The sequence below is a fragment of the Tautonia plasticadhaerens genome (genome assembly GCF_007752535.1).
Taxonomy (GTDB): domain Bacteria; phylum Planctomycetota; class Planctomycetia; order Isosphaerales; family Isosphaeraceae; genus Tautonia; species Tautonia plasticadhaerens.
In genome coordinates this window covers 793,442-819,518 of record NZ_CP036426.1, presented here as the reverse complement: position 1 = coordinate 819,518, position 26,077 = coordinate 793,442, and the positions used below count along the sequence as shown (strand labels likewise).

At 71.4% G+C, this 26,077-nt stretch carries 18 protein-coding genes; 6 read left to right on the top strand and 12 right to left on the bottom strand.

The window, feature by feature from the left end; genetic code table 11:
• Positions 1–46: 46 nt before the first annotated feature.
• From tssK to ElP_RS03025, 3 genes are read left to right on the top strand one after another with little or no spacing between them, the layout of a single operon-like run.
• Positions 47–1,441 carry a type VI secretion system baseplate subunit TssK gene (tssK, locus tag ElP_RS03035; protein ID WP_145267122.1) on the top strand — a complete coding sequence of 465 codons (1,395 nt, stop codon included), beginning with the start codon at positions 47–49 and terminating at the stop codon, positions 1,439–1,441.
• A gap of 12 nt (positions 1,442–1,453) precedes the next feature.
• A complete protein-coding gene (locus ElP_RS03030) occupies positions 1,454–2,092 on the top strand; it encodes a DotU family type IV/VI secretion system protein (RefSeq protein WP_145267120.1) in 639 nt (212 codons plus the stop codon).
• A 54-nt stretch (positions 2,093–2,146) separates the two neighbouring features.
• Complete coding sequence (locus tag ElP_RS03025) at positions 2,147–3,583, top strand: type VI secretion protein IcmF/TssM N-terminal domain-containing protein (protein ID WP_145267118.1); 1,437 nt, start codon at positions 2,147–2,149, stop codon at positions 3,581–3,583.
• A gap of 99 nt (positions 3,584–3,682) precedes the next feature.
• Here ElP_RS03025 and ElP_RS37570 read toward each other — a convergent pair whose 3' ends face one another.
• A complete protein-coding gene (locus ElP_RS37570; RefSeq protein WP_197446677.1) occupies positions 3,683–4,393 on the bottom strand; it encodes an FHA domain-containing protein in 711 nt (236 codons plus the stop codon).
• Between the two features lie 1,238 nt (positions 4,394–5,631).
• On the opposite strand from ElP_RS37570, the gene ElP_RS03010 reads away from it, so the two are divergent.
• Positions 5,632–6,459, top strand: a complete 828-nt coding sequence (locus ElP_RS03010) for a type VI secretion system accessory protein TagJ (RefSeq protein ID WP_145267114.1) — start codon at positions 5,632–5,634, stop codon at positions 6,457–6,459.
• A gap of 38 nt (positions 6,460–6,497) precedes the next feature.
• A complete protein-coding gene (gene tssA, locus ElP_RS03005) occupies positions 6,498–7,838 on the top strand; it encodes a type VI secretion system protein TssA (RefSeq protein ID WP_145267112.1) in 1,341 nt (446 codons plus the stop codon).
• Between the two features lie 95 nt (positions 7,839–7,933).
• Here tssA and tssH read toward each other — a convergent pair whose 3' ends face one another.
• The 11 genes from tssH to ElP_RS02950 all read right to left on the bottom strand — a co-directional run bounded on the left by tssH (position 7,934) and on the right by ElP_RS02950 (position 23,141).
• Positions 7,934–10,588 carry a type VI secretion system ATPase TssH gene (tssH, locus tag ElP_RS03000; RefSeq protein ID WP_145267110.1) on the bottom strand — a complete coding sequence of 885 codons (2,655 nt, stop codon included), beginning with the start codon at positions 10,586–10,588 and terminating at the stop codon, positions 7,934–7,936.
• A 135-nt stretch (positions 10,589–10,723) separates the two neighbouring features.
• Positions 10,724–11,755, bottom strand: coding sequence for a type VI secretion system baseplate subunit TssG (tssG, locus tag ElP_RS02995; protein WP_145267108.1), 1,032 nt, complete (start codon positions 11,753–11,755; stop codon positions 10,724–10,726).
• A complete protein-coding gene (gene tssF, locus ElP_RS02990; RefSeq protein ID WP_145267106.1) occupies positions 11,719–13,548 on the bottom strand; it encodes a type VI secretion system baseplate subunit TssF in 1,830 nt (609 codons plus the stop codon). The genes tssG and tssF overlap by 37 nt, the downstream gene beginning before the upstream one ends.
• A 6-nt stretch (positions 13,549–13,554) precedes the next feature.
• Complete coding sequence (gene tssE / locus ElP_RS02985; RefSeq protein ID WP_145267104.1) at positions 13,555–14,037, bottom strand: type VI secretion system baseplate subunit TssE; 483 nt, start codon at positions 14,035–14,037, stop codon at positions 13,555–13,557.
• 128 nt (positions 14,038–14,165) lie between these two features.
• A complete protein-coding gene (locus tag ElP_RS02980; protein ID WP_145267102.1) occupies positions 14,166–14,651 on the bottom strand; it encodes an Hcp family type VI secretion system effector in 486 nt (161 codons plus the stop codon).
• Positions 14,652–14,823: 172 nt separating this feature from the next.
• Positions 14,824–16,317, bottom strand: a complete 1,494-nt coding sequence (gene tssC / locus ElP_RS02975) for a type VI secretion system contractile sheath large subunit (protein WP_145267100.1) — start codon at positions 16,315–16,317, stop codon at positions 14,824–14,826.
• A 3-nt stretch (positions 16,318–16,320) separates the two neighbouring features.
• Positions 16,321–16,869: a type VI secretion system contractile sheath small subunit gene (tssB, locus tag ElP_RS02970; RefSeq protein ID WP_145267098.1), complete on the bottom strand. Its 549-nt coding sequence runs from the start codon at positions 16,867–16,869 to the stop codon at positions 16,321–16,323.
• A 463-nt stretch (positions 16,870–17,332) separates the two neighbouring features.
• Positions 17,333–20,389: an ABC transporter permease subunit gene (locus ElP_RS02965; protein ID WP_145267096.1), complete on the bottom strand. Its 3,057-nt coding sequence runs from the start codon at positions 20,387–20,389 to the stop codon at positions 17,333–17,335.
• 150 nt (positions 20,390–20,539) lie between these two features.
• Positions 20,540–21,502: an ABC transporter ATP-binding protein gene (locus ElP_RS02960; protein WP_145267094.1), complete on the bottom strand. Its 963-nt coding sequence runs from the start codon at positions 21,500–21,502 to the stop codon at positions 20,540–20,542.
• Positions 21,499–21,921: a GntR family transcriptional regulator gene (locus ElP_RS02955; protein ID WP_145267092.1), complete on the bottom strand. Its 423-nt coding sequence runs from the start codon at positions 21,919–21,921 to the stop codon at positions 21,499–21,501. Before ElP_RS02955 ends, ElP_RS02960 begins: the two co-directional genes overlap by 4 nt.
• 227 nt (positions 21,922–22,148) lie before the next feature.
• Entirely contained in the window at positions 22,149–23,141 is a 993-nt protein-coding gene (locus tag ElP_RS02950) for an aldo/keto reductase (RefSeq protein ID WP_145267090.1), read from the bottom strand.
• A gap of 233 nt (positions 23,142–23,374) precedes the next feature.
• Between ElP_RS02950 and ElP_RS02945 the strand changes: the two genes are divergently transcribed.
• Positions 23,375–26,047, top strand: a complete 2,673-nt coding sequence (locus ElP_RS02945; RefSeq protein WP_145267088.1) for a PSD1 and planctomycete cytochrome C domain-containing protein — start codon at positions 23,375–23,377, stop codon at positions 26,045–26,047.
• Positions 26,048–26,077 lie beyond the last annotated feature (30 nt).

The following is a 26,077-nucleotide window of genomic DNA, read 5'->3' as shown; positions in this document are numbered from 1 at the left end:
GGGTTCGGCGGACGACGCCCCGGGGCGGCTCGGAGCGGAGCGGACGATGCCGGGACGAATGGTCTACTGGCACGAGGGGATGTTCCTCCGGCCCCAGCACTTCCAGGCGGCCGAGCGGCAGGCCCGCGCCGACCTGCGGGCCTCGGAGGAGTGGTTCCACCCCTTCGGCTGGGGCTTCCGCTCCATCGACCTGGACCGGGACGCGATCGGCAACTTCCTGGCCGTGCTCCGCTCCTGCGAGGCCCGGTTCCGGGACGGCACCCGGGTGGTCATCCCCCACGACGCCGACCTCGATCCGGTCGATCTGAAGCCGGTCCTCACTGCGACGGGCGAGGCGACGCTTTATCTGGCGATTCCCGCCTTGCAACGCGGAAGGGCCAATGTCGAGGCGAGGCCCACGGCCGACGGCCCCCGATACTGGGTCGACACGGTCGAGTACGAGGACGAGAACACCGGCGCCGACGAGCAGCCGATCGACGTCCGACGCCTCCGGGCCCGCCTGCTGATCTCCGGGCAGGACCAGACCGGCTACGAGGTGCTGCCCCTGGGCCGGGTGGTGCGGTCGTCCCACACCGAGGCCCCCCCGCAACTGGATCTGACGTTCGTCCCCCCCCTGCTGGCCGTCGACGGCTGGCCGCCGCTCTGGAGGAGGCTCCAGGCGTTGCACTACCAGGTGGGGGCGACGATCGAGCAGCTCGCCGGGCTCGTGGCCGACCGGGGCGTGACCTTCGAGAGCCAGGTCCCCGGCGATGCCGAGACCTTGCTGAAGCTGGCGACCCTCAACGGGGTGTTCTCGCACCTGGAGTCGATCGGCTACCTCCGGGGGCTGCACCCGCTGATGCTCTACGCGGAACTCTGCCGGACGGCCGGCCAGCTCGCCATCTTCACCGACGCCCGGCGCCCCCCCAACATGCCCGGGTACGACCACGACGCCCCGGGCATGCCCTTCCGCACGGTCATGAGCTACATCGACCAGGCGATGAAGAGCTTCCCCCGCGCCCCCTTCCACAAGCGATACTTCGAGCGGGCCGGGGAGCGGCTGGAGGTCAGCCTCGACCCCGGCTGGACCAACGCGGACAAGGCGCTGTACCTGGGGGTCGAGACCGAGCTGAGCCAGCAGGCCTGCCTGGAACTGATGGACAAGCTGGACATGAAGCTGGGCAGCGGGGCGAAGGTCGAGCACTACTACCGGCAGCGGGTGCAGGGCCTGCGAGTCGAGCCGGTGGGACGGCCCCCCAGGGCCCTGCCGGCGAGCGCGGGGCTGCTCTACTTCCAGATCAACCGGGAGGCGGCCGCCTGGCGGGACGTCTCCGAGTCGAACACGCTGGGCATCCGCATGAACATGGCCCAGGCGACGTTCCAGAGCGACCGCATCCTCTCGCTGGCGATGCCGGGGTCCGAGCGGACCACGAACCTGCAGTTCGCCCTCTTCGTGGTCTGAGCCGAGTCGATCATGACCGACGCCTTCGCCCGAGTCATCGGCCCGATCATCCAGCACGTCCTGGAATTCCAGCGTCGCGTGGCCCAGGGCGACCACCCGGGCCTGGAGGCCGAGCGGGCCGAGCTGCTCGCGCTGCTCGACTCGGCCGGCCAGCGGGCCGACTCCGCTCGTGAGACCGCCGACGCCTTCCCGCTGGCCCGGCACGCGCTGATCTACTGGGTCGACGAGGTCCTGATCAATTCCGGCTGGTCCCACGCCTCGGACTGGCGGAACCACATTTTGGAATGGGACTTCTACCGGGAGCGGCTCGGGGGCGAGCGGTTCTACGAGATGTCCCGGGAGGCCGAGGCGAAGTCCAACGCCGACGCGCTGGAGACGTATTTCCTCTGCGTCGCCCTGGGCTTCCGGGGCCAGCACGGGCACGCTCCCCGGGAACTCCAGGCCTGGGCCGAGCGGGCCTATCACCGGATCGCCGAGTCGGCCCGCAACCCGGACCATTTCCTGCCCGAGGTCCCCAGGGCGGGGGACGAAGGCCCCTTGCAGCCGCTGCCGGGACCGTCGATCCTGCTGACGGTCTCGGTGCTCGCCTCGGCCTCCCTGCTGGTGAGCCTGGCCGGTTACCTCGCGGCCACCGGGATCATGGGGTCCTGAGCCCCGCCCGAGTGTCGTCGTCGGGCCCTCCCCCTTTCCGTCCGCGATCCGTCCATGAACCTACCCGAGCTCCTGTTCTCGAAATGGCTCGCCGGGATCGTCGGGGTGCTGAGCGCCATGATCCTGTCGGCGCTGGCCTTCCCGAAGCTCCGGTCGTATGTCATCCGGCTGGGCCAGTTCCTGATCATCCCGGCGATCCTGGGGCTGCTGGCGCTGGCCGCGGTGCTCCAGTGGAGGCGACCGCCGTCGGGCTGGGGGCCGTCGACGAGGCTGCCCCGGGAATTCGTCGGCGGGTACTGGGTCTGGATGGCCCTGCTGCTGATCGGGGCGATCGCGTCGGCCGTCGCCTTCGTCCGGCTCTCCCGGCGACCCGGCGGGGCCTCGGGCCCGGCGACGGAGGAGCGGTACCCGGACGTGGAAGCCGCCTGGGGGGAGATCGCCATCAGGCTGGAGCACGCGGGGATCGTCCCCGAGGATCAGACATATTACCTCCTCCTCGCCCCGGACGAGGACGAAGTGCGATCCCTGATCGAGACGGCGGGGATCCAGGTCTTCGCCACGGTCCCCGACGGGCCATCGCCGCTCCGGGCCTTCGCCACCTCGGACGGGGTGCTCCTGAGCTGCGTCGGCGCCTCGGGGTTCGGCCAGGGCGATGCCGCGGCGTCGGGCCGGCTGGGGGCGGTCTGCCGGGGGCTCCGGGAGCTGAGGCCGGACGCCCCGCCGGTCCGCGGCGTGACGATCGCCGTGCCCATGCCCTGGGTCGACCGCCCCGAGTCGACCGCCGACGCCACCGCCGCCCGGGACGACCTGAGGGCGGTCCGCCGGTCCCTGGGGCTGCGATGCCCGGTCTTCCTGCTCTTCACGGCGATGGAGCACCTGCCCGGCTTCACCGAGTTCGTCGCCCGGATGGCGGCGACCGGCACGCCGCAGGTGCTCGGCCAGCGGGTCGGCTTCGCGGTGCCCAGCTCGGAGCCCTTCAGCGGGGACCTGGCGAGGAAGGCGATGATCTGGATGTCTGGATGGTTCCACGAATGGATCCTCAACCTGCTGGCCGCCGACCCGCTCGACGCGAGCGGCAACGAGCACTTGATCACGCTCGATTACGAGTTCCTCCGACGCCGCAAGGCGTTCTGCGCCGTGATGGAGTCGGTGCTCGCCACGCACCGGGGCGGGGAGCCGGTCCTCTTCCGGGGCTGCTACTTCGTGGCCACCGGCCCGGGGAAGGACGAGCGGGCCTTCGCCGCCGGCTTGCTCCGGGGGCCTCGGGGCCGGATCCTCGCCGACCACGTCGCGACGGCCTGGTCCGACCGTTCCCGGCAGGAGGACCGCCGCCACGTCAGGGCGGCGATCGCGGTGGGGGCGGTCGCCGGGGCGGCCTGCCTGGGGCTCTGGGCGGGGATCATCCGGAGGGCGGAATGGTGGGGCGTCGCCGGGCTGGCCGCCCTGGCCGTCACCTGGGCCGTCGTCCTGTTCCGGCTGCCGAGGCGCTGAGCCCCGAGGCCCGACCGACCGATCTCGTTGATCCTGGGGCCCCGCCGGTCATCAGGTCGGAGTCGACGAGGCCGGGGGGCGAGGGCCGATCCGATCCGATCAGAGATGCGCGAGCGGATCCGAGACCGCGACCACCCGGAGCCTGAGCTGGCCGACCAGCAGCACGTCGTTGGGCTCGACGGGCGTGGGCCGGAGCATCTGGGCGAAGGTGCCGTTGCGGGAGCGGAGGTCTTCCAGGAAAAAGTCCTCCCCGTCCTGCCGAAGCTGGGCGTGGATGCCGCTGATCCAGTCGTCATTGGGCAGGGCGACGTCGACGGGGCAGCCGGGCCTCCCCCCCCTCCCGAGGACCGTCGGCTCCCGGCCCTTGGTGAGGATGTGCCGGGGGCCGGAGCGGCCGTCCCTGCCGATGAAGTCGAGGTGGCCGAGGATCGGCAGGTCGGCGGCGCAGAACTCCTCGCCGTCCTCCCCCACGAGCGGCTCGGTCTGTCGGGGCTCGGCAACCCGATGGAATTCGATCACGTACCACCGCCCGACCCGGAACCGCTGGCCATCATCCAGGGGGATGGGGCGGGTGACCAGGCGGTAGACGCCGTTGAGCGAGCCCATGTCCTCGGCGACGAGCCGGCCGTCCTCGTAGGAGAGCTTCAGGTGCCGCGCGGCCATCGTGCTGAGGGCATGGTGCTGGGGAGTGTCCTTGACCCGACCGATCTTCAGGCCGGCCTGGCCGATCCGCTGCCATTCGACCCATTGCCCCGAGCGGTCGAAGATCTGCAACGCGTGCTGGTGCCTCCGACTCGGGATGTCGATCATCGGTCCCTGGTATCGGACCGTGTGGAACTCCCCGTCCCCCGGGCCCTGCATCCCCGGGGGGGGTGGGACCGGATGGCCGTAGGGGGAGGGGGCCGGCGGCGGTCCCTGCGCCCATCCCTGAGGCCCGCCGTAGGGCCACGACCCGGCCGGGGTCCCGCCGGATGGCCCGGGATGGCCGGGAGCCGGGCGGTCGGCGCCCGGCGTCCCCTGGGGAGGGGGCTGCCAGCCGGCCGGGGGCGGGCCATAGCCGGCCGGGCCCTGCGGCCAGGACGAGCCCGGATTCACGCCCGGGACGCCCTGGGGGTACGGCCCGTTCGCCCAGCCGGGCGGCTGCGGCGGGGCCTGCTGCGGAGGCGTCCCCGCGCCCCCCGGATGGCCGTAGGGGGGGGCCGGGGCGTGGGGACCCTGGGGAGGTCCGGCCGGGTCGGCCTGTCCGGGGGTGAGGCCCATCGCCCCCTTGACGCGATCGAGAATCCCCCTGGGCCGCTCGGGGCCTTTCGCCCCGACGTCCCCCGGTTGCGAGGGAGCGTACGGGGGCGGGTAGTTGGGCGCAGGTGGGGGAGGGGGCGGGGGTGCCGCCGCCTGGGGGGGCGGCACGGGGGCCGGCTGCCGTTCCGGCCTGGATTTGGGGTCGGGTTTCGGCCTGGGGCGGGGCTTCGGGGGGGGGGGCTGTTCGGCCCTGGGGCGCCTCGGCGGCTCGGGCTCCTCGTCTCGGTAGGACGGGCCCGGTCCCTTCGGCGGGGATTGCGGCGGGGCCGGCCGACCCGGGAGCCCTCCGGGGCGGAGCACCGGGCGCTGGATCGTCTCGAACGGGTCGATGGAGCTGCCGCACTCCGGGCAGCTGGAGCACTTGTCGGGGACGACCTTGTGGCAATTCGGACAGACGAAACCCAGACTCATCAAACCGCCCCCCCTGCGCGACCCGTCCCGACCCGTCCCCGGGGAGATGGCCCCGGCGGCGCCCGCCTCGTGGGCCCGGTGACCCCCGCCCCCCCGGAAGCCCCTGATCTCCCCGATCGCGGACCGAGCAACGACATCGTCCTCGTTCGCCTCGATCGAGTATAAGGGCACCCCTCGGTCCTCGTCCAAGAAAACATCGGGCCCTCCGGGGGCGGCTGCCCTTCGCGGGCGCCCGGTCGGGGAGCGGCGGCGGCTCCTCCCAACGGCCCCCGCCATGGGCTAGAATCGGAAACTCGAGTCCGGGACCGACCGATCCAACCGCCGGGGAGGGCCCGAGGATGACCGCCAAGCACTTGCTCGAGGACGGACGCCTGGGGGCGGCGATCGACCGCCTGACGGCCGACCTGAAGGATCGGCCCGACGACGCCGAGGGCCGCATCTTCCTCTTCGAGCTGCTCGGCTTCGCCGGCCAGTGGGACCGGGCCTCGAAGCACCTGGACGTCCTCGGCGCCACCGTCGCCGACCCCCAGGCGGCGGTCGGGGCGGGGCTGTATGCCCGGCTCCTGGAGTCGGAGCGCCAGCGGTCCCGCCTGTTCAAGGAGGGAGTCCGGCCTCGCTTCGCCCTGGAGCCGACGGAGGAGGTGCTGCTCCACCTTCAGGCGGTCGAGGCGCTCCGACAGGGGAGGCCCGAGGAGGCCCGATCCGCCCTGGACCAGGCCGCCGAGCGGCACCGGCCGAGCCCCGGCCGGTCGCCCTCCGCCCCGTTCGACGACATCCGTGATGCCGACGACCTGCTCGGCCCCGTCCTGGAGGTCTTCGCACCGGCGGGATATTGCTGGGTCCCCTGGCAGCACGTCCAGTTCCTGGAGGTCTCGACGCCGACCCGGCTCCGCGACCTGATCTGGCTGCCCGCCCGCCTGGCGACCTTCGACGGCCAGCTCGGCGAGGTCCACCTCCCGAACCTGTATCACGCCTCCAGCTCGTCGGAGGATGAGCTGATCCGCCTCGGTCGGCGGACCGATTGGGAGGAGCTGCCCGGCGGCATCGTCCGGGGCCTGGGCCAGAAGGTCTTCCTCGTCGGCGAGGCGGACCGCACCCTGGCCGAACTGGCCGAGCTGCATTTCGACCCGCCTCCCGAACTCTCCCCGGACGGGCCCGCCTCCTGACCGACGGATGAGTCGACGTTTGCCGAGGATCCGACGCGATGAGCGACGAGCCCGAGCCCGACGCCCGGCCGGACACGATTCCCGAGCCCGGGCCCGGGCCCGAGGCCGAATTCGAGCCCGAGGTCGCCCCGGAATCGGATCCGCTGCCCGAACCCGAGCCCGAGCCGGAACCCGAGCCCGAATTCGAGGGGAACGAACCGCTCGCCTCGGCGGCGACCATCGACCTGAGGGGGCTGCTGGCACCGATCGAAGGGGACCAACCCTCGGGGCAGAATCTCTCCTACGCACCCGAATACGACGTGATCCGGGAGGCTCGCAAGGAGGACCCCCCCGACCTCCCGCTCGGCGAGTGGAAGCGCGATCCCAAGACGGCCGACTGGGACAAGGTCGTCGAGACGGGGATCGCCTGCCTGTCGTCGAAGACCAAGGATCTCCAGATCGCCGCCTGGCTGACCGAGGCCCTGACCAAGAGGGAGGACTTCGCTGGCCTCCGGGACGGCCTCCGGTTGATGCTGGGCATCCAGCGGCGGTACTGGGACAGCTATTACCCCAGGATCGAGGACGGCGACCTGGAGTCCCGGGAGGGGCCGTTCCTGCTGCTCAACGACCCGAGGGTGCTGCCCCGGACCGTCCGCTCCGTCCCCCTGACCGACGCCGACGAGCGGTACGACTTCCAACGCTACGAGGAGTCCCGCAAGGTCGACAACGAGGTCCGCAACGACCCCGAGCGAGGGCCGAAGCTCAAGGCCCAGGGCAAGATCACCGGCGAGCAATTCGACAAGCAGGTCGCCGCGACCCCTCGCCGCTACTACGAGAAGATCGTCGCCGACCTCCGGCTCGCCCGGCTCGCGCTCGACGCCTTCGAGGCCGACACCGACGAGCGGTTCGGCCGGGACGCGCCGAGCCTGATCAACCTCCGGGACGCGATGGCCGACTGCCTCCGGCTGCTGGAGCCGATCCTCAAGCAGAAGCGCGAGTCCGAGCCCGATGCCCGGCTGGACGCCATCCTGGCCGGCCCTCCCCCGGCGGCGGCCGAGGCCCCGGTCACGCCGGGCGGGTCGGACGAGATCCCCGAGGAGGGGCGCCCCTCCTCGGGCGGCGGCTCCACCGTCGAACTCGGCCCCGCCCCCCAGGCCGCCGAGTTCGGCAAGATCCTCATCGATTTCCTCCCCCGAGCCCGGGCGTTGAACGAGCTGGGCGAGAAGCTGGAGGCGAACCGCCGTGAACACGGCGAGCTGCTCTCCCAGATGAAGGCCCTGGATCTGGAATACGAGCAACTCTCCCGGCAATTCAGCCAGAGCCAGGAGGCGTACCAACTCCTCGGGCGCCTGCTGAAGATCCCGGCATGGTCGCCCCCCCCCACGTCGTCCGGGGGATGACGGGACTCCGCGGATCAGCCACCTCTCCCGTGGGGTGGGGCCGCGCGGGAGAAGGGATCCTGCCACGCCACCCCGCAGGAGGTCCCCTCCCCGGCTCAGGACAGCTCGTACCGGAACTCCCCGCCGTCATCGATGGAGACGAGCACCCGGGAAATCCCCTCGCCGGAGGCCATCCGGGCGAGGAATTCCCGGGAGAGTTCGGGGAGGAGGGAGCGGTTGATGATGTGGTCGACGTTGCGGGCGCCGGACTCGACCTCGGTGCAGCGGCCGGCGATGTGCTCGACGAGGCGGTCGTCGTACTCGAACGCCGCCTTGTGGCGTTCTCGGAGGCGGGAGGCGACCCGACCGAGCTGGAGGCGGATGATCCGCCGCAGGGCGTCGTCGCCGATCGGCAGGTAGGGCACGACGTCCATCCGCCCCAGTAACGCCGGCTTGAAGACCTTCAGCAGCTCCGGGCGCAGGGAACGGGAGAGGCCGTCGGGCCCGGGGGCGGTCTCGGGGTCGGCGCAGAGTTTCATGATCAGGTCGGTGCCGACGTTGGAGGTCAGCAGGATGACCGTATTCTTGAAGTCGATCTCGCGTCCCTCGCCGTCCTCGAGCATCCCCTTGTCGAAGACCTGGTAGAACAGCTCCATCACGTCGGGGTGGGCCTTCTCCACCTCGTCGAGCAGCACGACGCTGTAGGGCTTCCGGCGGACCGCCTCGGTGAGCACGCCCCCCTCCCCGTAGCCGACGTAGCCGGGCGGGGATCCCTTGAGGCTCGAGACGGTGTGCGCCTCCTGATACTCGGACATATTGATGACGACAAGGCTCCGCTCGCCGCCGAAGAGGGTGTCGGCCAGGGTGAGGGCGGTCTCGGTCTTGCCCACGCCGCTGGGGCCGACGAGCAAAAAGACGCCGACCGGCTTGCGCGGGTCGGACAGGTCGGCGCGGGCGGTCTGGACGCGCCGGCTGATGATCTCCAATGCGTGGGACTGGCCGACGACCCGCTCCTCCATCCGCTCCCGGAGCGAGAGCACGGCGTTGATCTCGTCGGTCATCATCTTGCCGACCGGGATCCCGGTCCATCCCGCGACGACCTCAGCGACGGTCTGCGAATCGACGCAGACCTGCATCAGGGGCGCCTCGCCCTGGAGGGCCCGCAGCTCCGCCGTCCGCTCGTCCAGCTCCCGGCGAAGCGGCTCGAGCTTGGCCGGATTGCCGTCGTTCGCCTCGGCGTGGTGCTGCTCGATCCGATCGCGGACCTCGCGGATTTGGGCGACGAGGCCCCGCTCGGCCTCCCAGCGGATCTCCAGGGCGGCGAGGCGGTCCTCGGCGGCGGCCAGTTCGGCTCGGGACTCGGCGATGCGGTCGTCGTGTCGGGCGCCGGTGACGGACTCGCGATCGAGGATCGCCAGCTCGGTCCGCAGGGCGTCGATCCGACGCCTCGTGTCCTCGACCGCCGGGGGCGTCGCGGCCTGGCCGATGGCGACGCGGGCGCAGGCGGTGTCGAGCAGGCTGACCGACTTGTCCGGCAGTTGCCTCCCGGTGATGTATCGGGCCGAGAGGCGGACGGCGGCGTCGACCGCCTCGTCGAGGATCCGGACGCCGTGGTGCCGCTCCAGGGTGCCGACGATCCCCCGCATCATCGTCACTGCCGAGGGCTCGGCCGGCTCCTCGACCTTGACGACCTGGAAGCGGCGGGCCAGGGCGGCGTCCTTCTCGAAGTACTTCTTGTACTCGGCCCAGGTGGTGGCGGCGATCGTCCGCAGCTCGCCCCGGGCGAGGGCCGGCTTGAGCAGGTTGGCGGCGTCGTTCTGCCCGGCCTGGCCGCCGGCGCCGATCATCGTGTGGGCCTCGTCGATGAACAGGATGATCGGCCTGGATGACGCCTTGACCTCGTTGATCACCTGCTTCAGGCGGTTCTCGAACTCCCCCTTCACCCCCGCCCCGGCCTGGAGCAGGCCCAGGTCGAGGGTCCTCACGTCGACCTCCCGGAGCGCCTCGGGGACGTCCCCCTCGGCCACGCGACGGGCGAATCCCTCGACGACGGCCGTCTTGCCCACCCCGGCCTCTCCCGTGAGGATCGGGTTGTTCTGTCGCCTCCGGATGAGGATGTCGACCATCTGCCGGATCTCGGCGTCCCGGCCGAGGACCGGGTCGAGGCGGCCGGATCGGGCCTGCTCGGTCAGGTTCACGGTGTACTGGTCCAGCGCCGGCGTCTTGGTCGCCCCGCCTTTCGCCCCGCCGCCAGGCTGCGGACCGCCCCGGGCGGCCTCCGCCGCGGCCTCGGCGTCCTCGGCCGAGCCGGCCACGATGTCGGGGAGCGCGGACCAGAGGACCTCGGGGTCGACCTTCTCCAGCTCGGGGGAGATTTGCCGAGCGACCCGGGAGAGCTGGTCACCGGTCCGCAGGGCCATCAGCAGGGTGGCCGAGCGGACCTTCGGCTGCTTGAACTGGATCGAGGCCAGGACCCAGGCCTCCCGGATCAGGTCGTCGATCAGGGGGGAGAGCGCGGGGGTGCGGTCGTTCCCGGTGCGGAAGCCGTCGACGGCCCGCTCCAGGTCGCGTTGGAGCCGGGAGGGATCCACGTCGAACTGCCGGAAGACCCGGGGCAGGTCGGAATCGGGCCGCTCCAGGAGCTTCAGCAGCCAGTGCTCGACCTCGACCGAGGGGTTGGTCTTCGAGAGGCAGAGCCCGGCGGCCCCCTGCAGGGCGTCGACGCAGGTGGAGTTCAGGGTCTTGATCAGCGATCCGGTGTCGAGGCCCATGGTCGTGCTCCGGGTTGGACGTGTCGGGGTGTCTCGGGTGGTGCCGGGCCCCCCGGCCGACCACCCGGCGTGGCGCTCCCGCCCGGATGAGGGCGCGTCGCCCCGGCGGACGGCCTCGGCGGTGAGCCCCGGGGATCAGGCCGTCGAGGCGAATCGGGCGTCCTCGGGGTCCCGGCCGAGCGGGCGGGACCGCAGCCAGGCATCTCGGCCGAGCCGGGAGCCGGTGCCCGACCGGCCCGAGAGGCGGGACTCGGGCACCTCGTCCGCCCGGAGGACGAGCTGCACGTCGAAGTCGAGCTCGCCATCGACGTAGAGCCTCGTCATCTGACAGAGGGATCGGAACGCCCGGCCCTCGGGCGACATCGCCCGGAATTGCGCGAAGGAGAGCGGGCCGAGTCGGAGGCGGAACTTGCTGCGGACGTCCCAGGCCCGGTCGCCGACCACCAGGGTCCGGCCCAGGGCGTTGTTGCGACCCGAGGCGCCGAGCGTCGAGCGGTCCTCGGGGTCGAGCCGGAGCCATCGGCCCTGGAACTGGAGCACCGAGACCGGCATCCCGGAGCGGTCGGAGAGCAGCCGTTCCAGCATCACCGCCGAGCGGTGCCGCTGGGCGAACGCCCCGGCGAAGGCGAGCAGCACCCCGTCGGGGGTCTCGAATCGGGAACGGAGCGGCTCCAGGCCCAGTCCCATCAGGCTGAAGAGGCATCGGGTCAGCGGATCGCCCTCGCCGCGCTCGAAGGCCAGGGCCGGCCGGTACTTCTCCCAGGCCCGGAAGAACAGCGAGATGAGGCGGTGGTTGAACAGGTCGAAGAACGCCGCCGGGGTGTGGTCGCCGGCCCGGGCCCGTTCGGCGACGAGCTCGGTGTAGCAATAGGGGAGGACGCCCAGCGGCCCGGTCAGGCCGAGGAAGGCGACGGTCATCGTCGGCGGGTCGGGGGAGCCCTCGGCGGGTCGGACGAGGTCGACCAGTTCGCTCGGCGGGAAGGCCAGTCCGCGGGCGACCCGGAAGCGCACGGCCTCCCGGGCGGGCCGGGAGTCGCGGCCGACGGGGGGGCGGGCGCGATCCAGCCGCTCCAGCAGCCGGACGGCCTGGAAGAACTCGTACCGGTAGGGCTCCCCGAAGAGCGATTGCCCTACAGGAGCGTCCGGTCTCCGGCCCGGGGTGGCCATCGCTTGAGGATCCCTTCGCGCTGGCGGGTCCTCGCCACCAGGCGGGTGAACGAATTGAGCGTCGCGTAGGAGCCGAGGAACCGCTCCAGCACGCTGGCCAGCAGCAACGCCCCGCTGCCGACGAAGTGGGTCTCGTCGAATTCGACGGTGACCTCCTGCCCGAGGCAGACCGCCCCTCCCGGGCCGACGCCGGGGACCCGGCCGGCCACCCGCCGGCTGGAGAGCCCGACGATCCCGGCGATCTGCTGCCGGGAGACGGCCGAGTCGGCCGGGTCGTGCAGGGTGAGCACCGACCGGAGGGCCTCGATCCCCTCGGCCGAGTCGACCAGGGAGAGGTGGTTGAGCGACAGCGTGGAGATCAGCCGCCAGTGCAGGTCGCCGCCGAGCCGGGGGCGCCGGGTCGGCGTCGGCTTGCGGAGGCACCGGATCCGGCCGATCGGCCCGGGGGCCTCCATCTCCAGGTCCCCGCGGTCGCCGCCGAAGGGGAGGCGATCGGCCAGGTCCCGGTCGGTACAGGTGACCTGGGCGGTGACCACCCCCTCCCCCTCCCTCGACGGCTCGAAGTCCGGCTGGACGAAGACGAGCGAGACCTCGGTCCCGAGGTCCCCCCTCCTCGGCGACGGGCGACGGACGGCGTACCAGGAGGTCCGCCGCCAGGGAGACTCCGGGTCCGGATCCCTCGACTCGTGGAACGGCGGGACGGGCACCGCCTCGTGGAGGTACGAGGCAGCCAGGCGGACGGAATCGACGGAATAGACCTCCGTGGTCCCCTGGCGGTGCACGTCGGGGATCAGCCGGTACTCGTGGTGGGCCTGGTCGAGCGTGATCGGCTCGGCCGTCAGGGTGTACAGGTTCACGGCCGGTGCGCAGCCGAGCTTGAAATTCTCCTTCTCGACGTCCGGGAGCCCCGCCGGGACCCGTTCCAGGAACAGCAAGATCTCGACGGAGGTCGACGGCCCGAGGCCCCCGAGGCGGTCCAGGCCGATCACGTCGACGAAGTGGAACTTCGCCGGGAAGGCGAAGAATTCCTGGAGCAGCCGGTAGCCGGGGAAGCTGCGGCGGGAGTACGGGATCATCCCCTCGTCCGGCCCGAATCCGACGGCCCGGAGGGCGTCGTCCGGCAGGGGCACGTCGGTCGCCCCGCCGGAGGGGTCCCGAATCCGGGCGACGACCTTGACGACGCAGGTGGAGAGGAGTTCATAGATCCCCAGGACCGGCGCCGTGTCTCCGTCGAGGAAGAACCGGAGGCGATCGATCCCGCCGGGGATCGGCCGGCCGCCGGCCCCTCGCAGCGTCAGCCGGAGCAGGCCGGTGGCGCGGGGGGGGCGGGCCGGGTCGTCGACCCGGCCGGTCAGGAGCTTCGCCTCGGCCACCTCGATCGGCCAGAGCGTCACGGGGTAGGCCGTGCGGAAGCGGACCGGCGAGTTCTCGACGGGGGGGGAGATCAGTCCCGTCCCGGCGACGACCTCGTACCCGCCGGCCACGCCCGCCGGGTCGGGGCCGGGCAGGAACTGGACGATGGTCATCGGGGGCGTGGGGCGGAGCAGGTGCGGGTAGAGCACCTCCAGCAGCCCGGCAGTGATCTCGGGGTACTCGTCGTCGAGCTTCTTGCGGACCCGGGCGGTCAGCAGGGCGCAGCCCTCGAGCAGGCGCTCGACGTGGGGGTCGGAGGTGCCGTGCGGGTCGAGTTGGAGGCGGGCGGCGACCTTGGGGTATCGGCGTGCGAATTCGGCCCCCGACTCGCGGAGGAAGCGGAGCTCGCCCTCGTAATAGGCCAGGAGTTCGTCGTCCACGTCGGCTCAGTCCTCGACCACGAAGTCCCGGGTCGGCAGTCGGAGCGTCGAGTCGAAGGAGACGGGCTCCGGGCTCGGCTCGACTCGGAGCAGCCCCTCGATCCGGAACCGGACCCCGCGCCGGAGGGCGTCCCCCTCGGGCATGGTGACCTCGACCGCCATCAGACGGGGCTCGAAGCGGGAGATGGCCTCCTCGACGGTGCGGCGGAGGGCCTCGCGGTGCTCCGAGTTCTCCAGGCTGACGTGGGAGAAGTCGGGCAGCCCGAAGCTCAGCAGCGATCGGGGCGCGTGTTCCGCCCCGGGTGGCGGTGAGGCCAGCAGCCTCCGGGAGTTGAGCAGCCACTCCAGGTCGCGCCTGACGGAGCGCTTCAGCTCCTCCAGCCGGGCGGAGGCCCTCGGGCGGGCCTCGGTGGTGGTGCCCGGTTCGAGGTCGATCAGCCGGTCCAGGACCGAGGGGAGCAGCGGCTGATCGGGTTCGGGGCGGGCCATGGTGATCGGGCCTCGAGCGGATCAGGGCCGGGGGGCGCGACGGCCGGTCGGCCCCCCGCCGGTCGGCCCCCCGCCGGTCGGCATCGCGTCCCGGCCGGATCGGGGGGGGGCCGGGACGGGACTCCGGGTCACTTCGTCGTCGCCTTGGCCTGGTCCCAGGTCCCCACGCCGGCCGATTCGGCGGCGCCCTTGTCGTCCTGGGTGAAGAACTCCTGCTTGACCTTGGCGAAGTTCAGGCTCATGGACTCGACCGGGAAGTCGTCGCCGCTGCCGCCGGTCTGATAGCTGGAAATGATCACATCGGTGAGCGTGATCTCCAGGTACTTCTCCGCCTTGTCGCCCGCGGCCCGGAGGCAGGTCAGCACCGCCTCGTCGTAGTGCTTGCCGCTGGCGCAGGCCTCCATCAGCTTGGGCGACGACTTGTTCTGGCGGAAGGAAATGCTCAGGTCCTGCACGTTGGCCTGCGCGACGCCGCCGCCGCCCGCGAAGGAGAAGCCGCCGGACTGGCTGACGCCCCAGCTGAAGCTGAGGATCTCGATCTGCTTCTCGAAGCCCTCCTGCTGCGACTCGCCCGGGACGTCGGGGGTCATCTTAAGGAAATAATTTGCAGCCATTGATATGTTCTCCCTTTCCTTGCGATTCGGCTGACATCCGCCTCGTTTCGTCCGGGTGACCGATTCAACCCGGCACTACTATTACATCGCAGAATCCGGCATCGGGCTGACACGGGGGTCGTCGAAAAGCTTGCGGCCTCCGGCCCTCGCCCGGGGAGGGCCGGAGGCAGGGTCACTTCGCCGGGGGCGGCAGCTCGGCGACCAGCCGGAGCGACACCGTCAGCTCGTCGAGCTGGAAGTGAGGCTTGAGGAAGGCCACGGCGCGATAGCAGCCCGGACGCGCCGGGTCGTCCATCACGTCGATCCGGGCCGCGTTGAGCGGCCGCTTGGCCTTGGTCTCCTGGTTGGCCGTGCTGTCGCTGGTCACGTACTGCTTGATCCAGCGGTTCAGGAACGTCTCGCACTCGTCCCGGCTCATGAACGAGCCGACCTTGTCCCGCATGATCGACTTCAGGTAGTGGGCGATCCGGGAGACGGCCAGGATGTACTGCAACTGGGTCGACAGCCGGGCGTTGGCGTTGGCCGCGTCGGTGTCGTAGAGCTTGGCCTTCTGGCACGACTGGGCGCCGAAGAACGCGGCGTAGTCGGTGTTCTTGCAGTGGACCAGCGGCATGAAGCCCAGGTCGGAGAGTTCCTTCTCGCGGCGGTCGGTGATGGCGATCTCGGTCGGGCACTTGAGCGCCACGTCCCCCTGGTCGGTCTTGAAGGTGTGCGTCGGCAGCCCGCTGACCAGGCCGCCCCCCTCGACCCCCCGGATGGTGGCGCACCAGTGGAACTTGGCGAACGAATCGGTCAGCCGCGTGGCCATCGCGTAGGCGGCGTTGCCCCAGAGGTACTTCGAGTGGTCGGTGCCGTCCACGTCCTCGACGAAGTTGAACGCCTCGACGGGGGTCGTCTCCGGGCCGTAGGGCATCCGCATCAGCACGTGGGGCAGGCAGAGGCCGACGTATCGGGAGTCCTCCGAGTCCCGGAACGATCGCCACTTCGCGTAGTCGGGGGAGTTGAAGATCTTGGCCAGGTCCCGGGGCTCGCCGAGCTGCGTGTAACGGTCGATGTTAAACATCTCGGCATTGGCCGCCGTGATGAACGGCGCGTGCGCCGCGGCGGCCACCCCGGCGATCTTCTCCAGCAGGGCGACGTCCTGGGGCCCCCGGCCGAACTCGTAGTCGCCGATCAGGGCGCCGACCGGCTCGCCGCCGAAGGTGCCGTATTCCTCCTCGTAGACCTTCTTGAACAGGGCGCTCTGGTCGAACTCGGGCGCCCGCTCCATGTCCTTGAGCAGGTCCTTCTTGGAGACGTTGAGCACCCGGATCTTCAGATCCTTGCCCGTCTCGCTCTGGTGGACGAAGTAGTGCAGGCCGCGCCAGGAGCCCTCGAGTTTCTGGAACTCCTCATGGTGCATGACCGCGTTGAGTTGCCGGGAGAGCAGCTGATCGATCTGCGCGATTCGGGCGTTGATCATCGCCTGCGTGTCCTTGGACACGGTCATGGTGCCGCCCATGACCTGGTCCACGAACTCGCCGATGAGATCGCGTGCCAGGACGCGCTGCTCCTCGTCCCGGGCGAGCCGCCCTTCGGAGATGATCCGATCCAGCAGGCCGCCCTCGGCCGCCTGGGCCTCGGTCGACGCGGCACCCCGGTTCTGCGATTGTTCGGCCGTCGACATGGATCAGCCCTCCGCCCCTGGCTCGTCCGTTGAGGCGTCCTCGCCGCCCGAGGCGCCCCGGCCGGTTTCCTCCCCGAGCTTCTTGAGCTGCTCCGTGTTGCCGATCACGTCCTGGAGCAGCTCCTCGAGCTTGTCGTTGCCGTCCATCTTGCTCAGCAAGGCGTCGAGCCGGTTGCGGGCCTCGAGCAGTTTCCGCAGGGGCTCGACCTGGCGGACGACCTGTTCAGGCTCGAAGTCGTCCATGTGGGCGAATTGCAGCGCGACGTTCATCTTGGTGCCGTCGTTCTGCAGCAGGTTGTCGACCTGATAGGCCAACCTTGGCCGTATTTTGGCCAGAACCTGATTAAAATTGTCACGGTCGACCTCGACGAGCGAACGGTCCTTGAGCTTCGGCAGCGGCTCCTCCGGCTTGCCCGAGAGGTCGGCCAGCACGCCGACCACGAAGGGCAGCTCCTTGACCTGGATCGCGCCACCGACCTCGACGTCGTACGTCAGGTGGACCCGGGGTTTGCGGACCCGGTCCAGTTTGTGCTGCTGACTTTCGGGGGGCATCGGTCACTCCCACATTGGAGGGGCATTCGGCCCCTTGGCCTCATCCCGGCCAGACGTGCTCAACATAGAGTCGCGACGAAGTGGAGGCCGGTCAACGAAATTCGGGCGCCGTGCCGCCGAGGCGACATAAAAAACCACGGCGCAACGATTCCCGGCCGCACCGAGGGGCGTCGGGCCCCCGGTTTCACCTGCCGGCGGGCTGCCCTCGGCGACGTCCCGGCCTCCGAACGACCCGGGGTCGCCCCCCTGCCACGGCCGGATTGGCAATCGCGGCATGTGGCCCGGCCCGGACGGGAATTCCGGGGGCGCCTCGATCCGATTCGCTCGACGCCCGGGTAATCGCCGAGGACGGCGCTTCCTCACCCTCGACGAGGTTGCAGGGCGTCCGCTTGCTGGGCCCGGCGACCCACGACGCCCGGTAAATGCCCGCCCGACGTGCCGGTCCCCGGGCCGCCCCTCGAGGTCATCGGGGGGCCGCGTCGTCCAGGGGTTGATCGTCGCCCGATCCGGGCGCGGGCGGCTCGACCTGGCCGGCCTGGGAACCCGACGGCGCCGGCCCTCCTCGGCCGGGAACGAGAAACACCAGGTCGCCGGGCAGGTTCATCCGATCGGGATTCGATGCCACAAGGCCCAGGTCGTCGACCCGGTCCGGGCCGATGCTGTAGAGGATCCCATCCCCCCGGCGGATCCGGAGGCCGCCCGGCCCGGCCCACTCCGACCCGGGAAGGGTCGTCCCCGGGGGGAGGGCGTTAGCGTCCACGAGGACGTAGCCGAACGGGAACCCCGGGTGGTACGGGTCATCCGGCAGGCGGTCGAGTTCCAGGGGGACGAGCCGTTCCAGCCGATCGGGCAGCGTCCCCTCGTGGCCGAGCTGCCACGACCTTAGCGCAAGGACCTGGACCAGGGCCCTCCGGGATATCTCGTTGCGGGTTTCGGCCGTCTGCAGGGTCTCGATCGGGGCAAACAGCCCGTTGACGATCGGGGTCGTCTCCAGGATCGACAGCTCGCGCCGGAGATCCAGTCGGCCGAGCGTCTGCGGGCCGGCGCCGTACCACACCGGCACCTCCTCCGCCTCGGTACGCCGCTCCGCGTAGAGGGTCCGGGTCGCCCGGCGGGCCCGCTCCAGCTCCCAGGGAGTGGTGACGGCCGAGGCCATCCCCGACGTGGCCGCGCTGGGGCGTTTCGGCACGCGGAGCCAAGCCAATTCGTCCCGCAGTTCCTCCCGGGGGAGGGCGAGCGTCTGCTCGGCGAGCACCTGCTCGGTGGCGATCACTAGCTCCAGGGCCGGCGGCTCCGCGAGGCCCTGGAAAGACTCCAGGGCCGATCGGAGCCGGTCGGGCGTCTGGCCCTCGTCTCCCGCCCAATCCATCGCGAGTCCCAATCCCGTCCGCTCGATGTCCATCGCCGCGATCGCCCGGGACGAGTCCATCGGCTCGACCCTCTGCCGGGCGATGCGGAGGAGCGTCATCACGTCCTCCCACGCCCCTTCGAGGTCGCCACGGTGCTGCCGCTCCCGGGCGGACACGGCGACGAGCCGGGCCAACGGCAACCTCGGGGGGGCCTCCATCGAGGAGGGCGGATCTAGATTGAACAGGGTCAATCGGTCGAGGTCGCGGAACCGGCAGGCGGGACGCGTGCTCGCCCGCCGGATCAGGTCCAGGACGTCCTCGTTCGCCCTCAACCAGGCCCCGGGCGCCTCCGCCTCGGGGTCCCAGCCGTCGCGGACGACCCGGTCGATTGCCTGCCTCGGATCCTCGTCCACATCCTCACCCTGCCCGGGCAATGTGTCGCCCATCATGGCGATCATCCCCGAGCCGAGGCCGTCAGGCCCGGCCAGGGGCGAGCCCATCGCGACCCCCGGGGCGACCAGCCCGAGGGCGGCCTGCCGGTAGAGCGGGGCCGCGTCCTCGCCGTCCCCCGCCCCCGACGACGTCAGCTGGGCCCGGAGCCCGGCGGGCAGCGGGCCGGCGTCGGGGACGCCCCAGGCCCGGGAGCCGATGTAGGAGGGGACGAGAATCACCGATGCCAGCCCGAGCAGGCCCGCCAGGCGGAGCCATCGACCCGGGCCGGGCCGGTCGTGCATCCAGGGTCCGGCCCAGGCCCACGACACCAGGAGGACCGCCACGGGGACCTCCCAGGCCCACCACACCGGCATCAGGCCGATCGCCGCCAGGATGACGATCGGCAGGCCCGTGAGGAGCACCACCAGCACTGCGACCACCGCCGCCGTGATCCCGCGCCGGATCGCCATCCCGCAGAGCAAACCCGACGCGAAGCATCCGGTCAGGACGATCGGGTAGACCTGCCTCGACGAGCCGGGACCGAAGACACTCGGGTCGAGGACCCCGACCGCGAAGAGCACCACGTAGGGCGACCACAGCAGCGCCAAACCCGGCATCCAGGCCACCAGCTTGATCGGCCAGACGATCGTCGGATGGACCCCATGGTGCACCAGGAACCGGAACGATCTCCCCTTCTGCTCCGGATGGAAAACCAGCACGCCGGCGACCAGCGCGACCAGCGCGTTCAGGAGCATCGCCAGGCCGGCCTCGTCGGTGAGCCGGACCCGGAGGCCCACCGCGAGGCCTCGCATGAGCAGCGGGATGCCCAGCCCGACCAGCGCGAGCGCCGGCCAGGCCTCGCGGACTTCCCGGGCCGCCTGCCAGGCCAGGCTCGCCGCCATCCGGGGCATGAGTCCAGGGCCGAGCAGCCGACGACGACGTACGGCCGCCTGCCAGGCCAGGCTCGCCGCCATCCGGAGCATCCCGGATCGGCCGGGGACCGGCGGCTCGGCCCCGGCGAGGGCGTCGGCCGGGGCCGATCGGCCCCGCCGGGCCGCCCGGCCCCTCCCCGGCCACCACGATCGGTGCGGCGGCCCGGAGGCGAGGAAGATCCCCCGCGAGACGGCCGACGTGACCAGGGCGATCATCAGCCGAATCGGCGCGTCACCGGCCAATCCCTCGGGGCGGACTTCGCCCGAGGTGCCGACCGCCAGCCCGACCACGACCAGGCTGCCCACCGCCAGCACGGCCGCAAGGAGAACGTGGCCCATCAGGGCCGACCAGAGCAGGCCCCACCCCACCGCCTCCAGCACAAAGCATCCCACGCCGATCAGCGACAGGGCCGCCGTCAGGGTCGCCGGCCAGGCCCCCCCGGCCCGCTCGATCCCCCCCGGCCCGCTCCGCACCGCCGCGAGCCCGAGCAGCAGGACCGCGAGCAGGATGGCCGTCGCCACGCAGAACGACGCCTTGGCGTCCCAGACCCGGCCCCGTGGGCCCGGCATCGCGTCCAGGGTCCGGAGCGTCCCGTTCTCACGCTCACCGGCCAGCGCGGCCGTCGAGATCGCCATCGCGTAGAGGCAGGTCCCCAGGAAGGCGATCCCGTAGTCGATCCGATCGCGTACGATCTGCTCGGCGACCAGCCAGGCGACGAGCAGGTAGCCCGCCCCCACCGCCAGCGCGATCAGCACCCAGGCGGCCCCGAACTGCCTCGCGTCCTTCCACCACAGGCGAGCGAACATGGCCGGCGCCCTCCGAGAACGTGATGAATCCGAGTCGCCCTGGATCCCGATCCCCGCCGCGTCGACCCGTGACCGAGCGGCCCGACTCCCGTCCGCTGGCCGCGGGCCTTGGATCGACCCGCCGGGGTCCGCCCGCCGGTCGACCCCGGCTCACGCGACGTTCGCCTCCGGCGGCTGCCCCTGCCGATCGGGCCGGCGGCCCTTCATGTAACCGATGTAGATTTCCTCGAGCGTCGGCCTCTCGACCTGGAGCGACTCGACCCCCGGCAGCGCCCGTACCGTCTCGCAGGCGGCGGAGTCCCGGGCGTGGACCAGCCAGTGGGCCTGACGGGGGGCATCGGCCGCGTCGATCAGCTCGATCGGCAGATGGCCCGGGGGCGAATCGGGGTGGGTCCCCCCCGAGAAGGTCAGTGCCAGCAAGAAGGTGCGGTCCCGGAGCCGGTCGAGCGGCTCGGCCAGCAGCAGCCGGCCCCGGTGGACCAGGGCGACGTGGCTGGCCACCCGCTCCACCTCGGCGAGCTGGTGGCTCGACAGCAGGACGGTCCGTCCCGAGCCGGCGAGGTCCACCATGCTCTCCAGGAACTCCCGGCGGACCATCACGTCGAGCCCCGACGTCGGCTCGTCCAGGATCAGCAACCTCGGGTCGCCGGCCAGGGCGAGGGCCAGGCTGACCTTGGCCCGCATGCCCTTCGAGAGCGCCCTGATCCTGCGGTCGGGCGGGAGCCCGAACCCCCGGATCAGGCCGGAGTAGCGGGCCTCGAAGCCGGCGGGACCGCCCGGAGACCGCCCATGGAACCCGGCGGCGAACCAGCCGGTCTCTGCCGGGGTCATCCAGTCGTAGAGGGCCGGCACCTCGGGCACGTAGCCGACCCTCCGGCGCACCTCCAGGCCGTCCCCCCCCGGGTCGAGCCCGAGCACGTCGACGCGCCCGGCGTCGGCGGCGAGCAGGCCGAGCAGCACCTGCAGCGTCGTCGTCTTGCCCGCGCCGTTCTCCCCGAGCAGGCCGAAGATCGACCCGCTCGGCACGTCGAGCGACAGGCCATCGACCGCCGTCACCCCCCGGAACCGCTTGACGAGCCCCTCGATCCGGATCGCCACGTCGTCCCCAGTCATCGCCGGCCCTCCCGACTCGCCGCCGACCCGGTCGGCTCGCCGTTGGTTGCGTCCCACTCCTCCCTCAGGATCAGCTCGATCTCCGAAGGGTCGAGCCCGCTGGCCCTCGCCTCGGCGATCGCCGCGCGGAGCCTCGACCGGACGTGGTCCCGTCGGCTCGACCGACACCGGTCGGGCGCCAGGGCCGTCACCGCCAGCCCCGTGCCCCGGACCGCCTCCAGCACCCCCTCGGCCTGCAGCTCCCGGTACGCCCGGGCCACCGTGTTCGGGTTCACCACGAGCTGCCTCGCCAGCTCTCGCACCGAGGGCACCAGTTCCCCCGGCTTCGGCGCCCCGGCCGCCACCGCGAAGCGCACCCGGTCGGCGATCTGGGCGTAGATCGCCCGATCGTCCCCCGGGCTCAGGCCGAGTAGGAGCATGACCTCGCACCTCTGTCCTGGTGTTCTATTGAACTCATACAGTATTCGGCGACACTCGTGCGACGTCAAGGGGGAAGATTGATTGGGATCGATCCCCCCTTATGAAGTCTCGGTGGGTCGTCTTGTTCTCGGCCGTCGGCGAGCCGCCCTGCCGATCAGGCGGGGAGGAGGCCAGGGGCGGACGGCCGGTCACCGATGCCGAGGCCGCCCGGTCGGTCGCCCTCCCCTCACCGATCGATCGCCTGCATCGCCTGGGCGTGGTAGCGGTCCCCAGAGGCCGCCCCCATCGGCAGGACGGAGTCGATCTCCTTCCGCTCGTCGGCGGTCAGTTGTACGCCGGCCGCCCCGAGATTCTCGTCGAGATACTTCGCCCGCTTCGTGCCGGGGATCGGCACGATGTCCTCCCCCTGGGCCAGTACCCAGGCCAGCGCGAGCTGTCCCGCAGAGCATCCCTTCCCGGCGGCAATCCGCCCGATCTCCGACACGAGGTCCAGGTTCTTCCGGAAGTTCTCCCCCTGGAACCTCGGAGCGTGACGCCGGTAGTCGTCGGCCGGCAGGTCCTCGATCGACCTGTACTGGCCGGTCAGGAATCCACGGCCGAGCGGGCTGTAGGCCACGAAGCCGATGCCCAGCCCCCGGACCGTCGGCAAGACGGACTCCTCGGCCTCCCGACTCCAGAGCGAGTACTCGGTCTGGAGGGCGGCGATCGGGTGGATCGCCGCCGCCCTCCTGATCGTCGCGGGGGCCGCCTCGGACAGGCCCAGGAAGCGGACCTTCCCCGCGTGGACCAGCTCGGCCATCGCGCCGACCGTCTCCTCGATCGGCGTCCTGGGGTCGACCCGGTGCTGGTAGTACAGGTCGATCACGTCCACCCCGAGCCGCTTGAGGCTGGCGTCGCAGCACGCCCGGACATACTCCGCGTCGCCCCGGACGCCGAGAAAGGCCCCGTCCGGACTCCGGACGTTGCCGAATTTCGTCGCCAGGACGACCTGGTCGCGTCGGTCCCGGATGGCGCGACCGACGAGTTCCTCGTTCCGGCCGACGCCATACATGTCCGCGGTGTCGAGGAAGTTCCCGCCGGAATCGAGATAGCGGTGGATGACCCGGATCGACTCGGCGTCGTCCCTCGCGCCCGGGTCGTAGAATTCGCTCATCCCCATGCAGCCGAGGCCGAGGGGGGAGACCCTCAGGCCGCTGCGTCCCAGGGTACGCTCCATCATGGTCATCCGCCCCCACATTCGCCGAGTCTGGGTTGTCGCCCGATCGCTCCGATTGTAACCGTCGAGGGGCCATGCCGAACCCTCGCCCACCCGGATGGGGCGGTTCCCGGTCCCGGATCCGCATTGTGGGCCCGGACGATCGCCTGTAAAACAAAGGTTTGTACGCCTCGTCATCGGCCGGGCCGATCGACCCACCTGAGGGTCGGGCACCAGCGCGACGGGAGATCGCTCTCATGTCCATTATTTCCTCGGCCACCGTGATCCTGGTCGGGCTGGCGGCGCCCGCCCCCCGGGCCGAGGAGGTCGACTACCTCCGGGACGTCAAGCCGGTTCTGGCCGAGCGTTGCTTCTCCTGCCACGGGGCCCTGAAGCAGGAGGCGGAGCTGCGGCTCGACACCGCGGCCCTGATGATCAAGGGGAGCAACGCCGGCCCGGTCGTCGAGCCGGGCGACGTCGAGGGGAGTTACCTCCTCGCGGTCCTCTCCGGCGAGGCAGGGCTGCGGATGCCGCCGGAGGGCGAGCCGCTCTCCGACGAGCAGGTCGGGCACATCCGCTCCTGGATCGCCGACGGCGCCCCCTCCCCCGAGGACGAGGCGCCCCAGCAAGACCCGATGGACCACTGGGCCTACCGCTCCCTCGTCCGTCCCGATGTCCCCGCCGCCGTCGACCCGAATCGGGGCGAGAATCCGATCGACGCCTTCCTTTCAAGGGAGCACGAGTCCCTCGGGGTCACCCCGGTGCCGTCGGCCGACCGCGCGACGCTCCTCCGCCGCGTCGCACTCGACCTCACCGGCCTGGTCCCGACTCGGGAAGAGTTGCACGCGTTCAACTCGGACGAGGATCCCGACGCCTACGAGCGTGCGGTCGATCGTCACCTGGACAGCCCCCACTTCGGCGAGCGCTGGGGGCGACACTGGATGGACGTCTGGCGCTACAGCGACTGGGACGGCTACGGCGATGAGGTCCGCGAGAGCCAGCCCCACATCTGGAGATGGCGGGACTGGATCGTCGAATCGCTCAATGCCGACGTCGGCTATGACCGTATGGTGCTCGAGATGCTGGCCGGCGACGAGGTCGCGCCCGAGGACCCCGAGACGCTCCGCGCCACCGGGTTCCTGGCCCGGAACTGGTACAAGTTCAACCGAAATATCTGGCTCGATAACACCGTCGAGCACACCGGCAAGGCGTTCCTCGGCCTGACGATCAACTGCGCCCGATGCCACGACCATAAATATGACCCCATCCCTCAGGATGACTACTACCGCTTCCGGGCGATCTTCGAGCCTCACGACGTCGCGGTCGACCGGCTCCCCGGCCGGCCCGACACCTCGGAGGCGGGGCTCGTCCGGGTGTTCGACGCCCACGCCGACCGACCGACCTTCCTCTTCGTTCGGGGGGACGAGCAGCAACCGGTGGAGGACAGCCCCCTCCCGCCATCCATCCCCGGCATGTTCGGCCCGTGGTCGGGCATCGAGCCGGTCGCCCTCCCGAAGGAGGCGTCATATCCCGGCCTCCTCGGGTTCATCCGCTGCGAGACCCGCGCCGCCGCCGAGCGGGCCGTGGACGAGGCCCAGGACGGCCTGGATCAGGCACGGGCCCTGGAGGGAGCGGACGCCGGGGGTGAGGACTGGTCCCCGCTCCGCCTCGCCGAGCACCGCGTCCGGGCCGCCCTCGCCGAGCTGGACGCCGTCGACGCCCGGCTGGACGCCGACGAGGCCCGGTACGCCGACCGACCCGACGCTCGCCTCGTCGATCGCCTGACCATCCGCGCCGGGCTCGCCGAACGACTCGCCTCGCTCGCCGGGGCCGAGCGAGACCGAGTCCTCGCCGAGAAGGCGCTCGCCGACGCCCGGGCCGCGATCGACCGGGACGACTCGACGCCGCTGAAGGGCATCGAGGCCGCCGAGAAGACGCTGGCCGACGCCCGGGCCGCGGTCGACGCGGCCGGGGATACCCTCAACGGCCCTCTCCCTTCGGACTATGCCCCACTGACCCCGATCCGCCCCCCCACCAGCACGGGGAGACGGCTCGCCCTTGCCCGATGGATCACCGACCGGGACAATCCGCTGACCGCCAGGGTCGCGGTCAACCACGTCTGGATGCGGCATTTCGGCTCGCCCCTCGTCGAATCCGTCTTCGATTTCGGGATCAACGGCAAGGCCCCCACCCATCCGGACCTGCTCGACTGGCTCGCCGTCGAGCTGATGGAGTCCGGCTGGAGCCTGAAGCACCTGCACCGGCTGATCGTCACGTCACGCGCCTATCGGATGCAGTCCTCGGCCGCGGTCGATCACCCGAACGCGGCGATCGACCCGGAGAACCGGTCGCTCTGGCGGATGAACACGAGGCGGATGGAGTCTGAACTGGTCCGAGACAACGTCCTCCGGGTCGCGGGGTCGCTCGACCCCGCCCTCGGCGGCCCGGACCTCGACCCCGTCTCCGCACTCACCAGCCCTCGTCGGAGCCTCTACTTCCGCCACGCGAAGGAGAAGCGGTCGACCTTCCTCCGGCTCTTCGACTCGGCCAACGTCAACTCCTGCTACCGCCGGGACGTGAGCGTCGCCCCGCAGCAGGCGCTGGCCCTCTCCAATAGCCCCTTGACCCTCGCCCAGGCCCGGATCCTGGCGGGGCGGCTCACGGGGGAATCGGGGGCCGAGGACGACGACGCGTTCCTCGCCGTCGCCTTCGAGCAGATCCTCGGCAGGGCCGTCGAGGCCGAGGAACGCGACACGTGCCTGGATTTCCTGGGGGCGCAGCGGGCCCAATTGGCGGGCCCCTCCGGACTCACCCCGTTTGAGAGCGGCCCCGAGGCCGTCGTCGCCCCCTCCCCCGATCCCCGACAGCGGGCCCGGGAGAACCTGATCCACGTGCTGCTGAACCATTCCGAGTTCCTGACCATCCGCTGACCCGCCTCGCCCCGCCCGGGAGCCTCGACG

Excerpts from the sequence above, each read along its gene's own strand:
- ElP_RS02955 (WP_145267092.1), bottom strand. The coding sequence starts at position 21,921 with ATGCTCCTACTCGGCCTGAGCCCGGGGGACGATCGGGCGATCTACGCC.
- tssG (WP_145267108.1), bottom strand. The coding sequence starts at position 11,755 with ATGGCCACCCCGGGCCGGAGACCGGACGCTCCTGTAGGGCAATCGCTC.
- tssC (WP_145267100.1), bottom strand. The coding sequence starts at position 16,317 with ATGTCGACGGCCGAACAATCGCAGAACCGGGGTGCCGCGTCGACCGAG.
- tssH (WP_145267110.1), bottom strand. The coding sequence starts at position 10,588 with ATGGGCCTCGACACCGGATCGCTGATCAAGACCCTGAACTCCACCTGC.
- ElP_RS02950 (WP_145267090.1), bottom strand. The coding sequence starts at position 23,141 with ATGATGGAGCGTACCCTGGGACGCAGCGGCCTGAGGGTCTCCCCCCTC.
- ElP_RS02980 (WP_145267102.1), bottom strand. The coding sequence starts at position 14,651 with ATGGCTGCAAATTATTTCCTTAAGATGACCCCCGACGTCCCGGGCGAG.
- ElP_RS03025 (WP_145267118.1), top strand. The coding sequence starts at position 2,147 with ATGAACCTACCCGAGCTCCTGTTCTCGAAATGGCTCGCCGGGATCGTC.
- tssA (WP_145267112.1), top strand. The coding sequence starts at position 6,498 with ATGAGCGACGAGCCCGAGCCCGACGCCCGGCCGGACACGATTCCCGAG.
- ElP_RS02945 (WP_145267088.1), top strand. The coding sequence starts at position 23,375 with ATGTCCATTATTTCCTCGGCCACCGTGATCCTGGTCGGGCTGGCGGCG.
- ElP_RS02960 (WP_145267094.1), bottom strand. The coding sequence starts at position 21,502 with ATGACTGGGGACGACGTGGCGATCCGGATCGAGGGGCTCGTCAAGCGG.
- ElP_RS37570 (WP_197446677.1), bottom strand. The coding sequence starts at position 4,393 with ATGATCGACATCCCGAGTCGGAGGCACCAGCACGCGTTGCAGATCTTC.
- tssE (WP_145267104.1), bottom strand. The coding sequence starts at position 14,037 with ATGGCCCGCCCCGAACCCGATCAGCCGCTGCTCCCCTCGGTCCTGGAC.
- tssB (WP_145267098.1), bottom strand. The coding sequence starts at position 16,869 with ATGCCCCCCGAAAGTCAGCAGCACAAACTGGACCGGGTCCGCAAACCC.
- ElP_RS03030 (WP_145267120.1), top strand. The coding sequence starts at position 1,454 with ATGACCGACGCCTTCGCCCGAGTCATCGGCCCGATCATCCAGCACGTC.
- ElP_RS03010 (WP_145267114.1), top strand. The coding sequence starts at position 5,632 with ATGACCGCCAAGCACTTGCTCGAGGACGGACGCCTGGGGGCGGCGATC.
- tssK (WP_145267122.1), top strand. The coding sequence starts at position 47 with ATGCCGGGACGAATGGTCTACTGGCACGAGGGGATGTTCCTCCGGCCC.
- ElP_RS02965 (WP_145267096.1), bottom strand. The coding sequence starts at position 20,389 with ATGTTCGCTCGCCTGTGGTGGAAGGACGCGAGGCAGTTCGGGGCCGCC.